Annotated in this window: 1 protein-coding gene; it reads left to right on the top strand. The window is 76.1% G+C overall.

Annotated features, from left to right (window positions below):
• Nucleotides 1–105 precede the first annotated feature (105 nt).
• A partial coding sequence (locus tag JGS39_RS40340) for a hypothetical protein (RefSeq protein WP_219574698.1) occupies nt 106–381 on the top strand: 276 nt, incomplete at its 3' end.

The raw sequence follows: 381 nt of genomic DNA, 5'->3' as shown, positions 1-381 counted from the left end.
GGTCGAACCCGTCTCCCGGGGCCCCTGCGGTGCCGGCCCCTCGTCCCCCGCGCCCGCCGGCCATCACGCCGCTCCCCGTTGCCCCGCCGACCCGAGGTCCGCCAGATGACTCCGCACCGAACCGAACCACTCCTGTCCGACCACGTCCGTGACCACGTGCTGTCGAAGGCGGCCGTGCCCGTCCCCGGTGCGCCGCTCGTCCGCTCCGGTCCGGTGGAGGTGTGGGCGACCGCGCAGCCGGGCGTGCCGGGGACCACGCTGAGCACCGTCGGTGTGTCGGACACGGAGCTCGCCTCCACGATCCGCCGGCGCACCGTACGGGTCGAGTTCCTCGCCATCGCCGGCGACGAGGTGTGGCAGCCCGCGCTGGCCGCGGCCCTG

Source organism: Streptomyces poriferorum (assembly GCF_019399235.1).
In the GTDB taxonomy this organism is placed as follows: domain Bacteria; phylum Actinomycetota; class Actinomycetes; order Streptomycetales; family Streptomycetaceae; genus Streptomyces; species Streptomyces poriferorum.
Note: the sequence above shows the minus strand (reverse complement) of the source record. Positions and strands in the feature narration are given on the sequence as shown.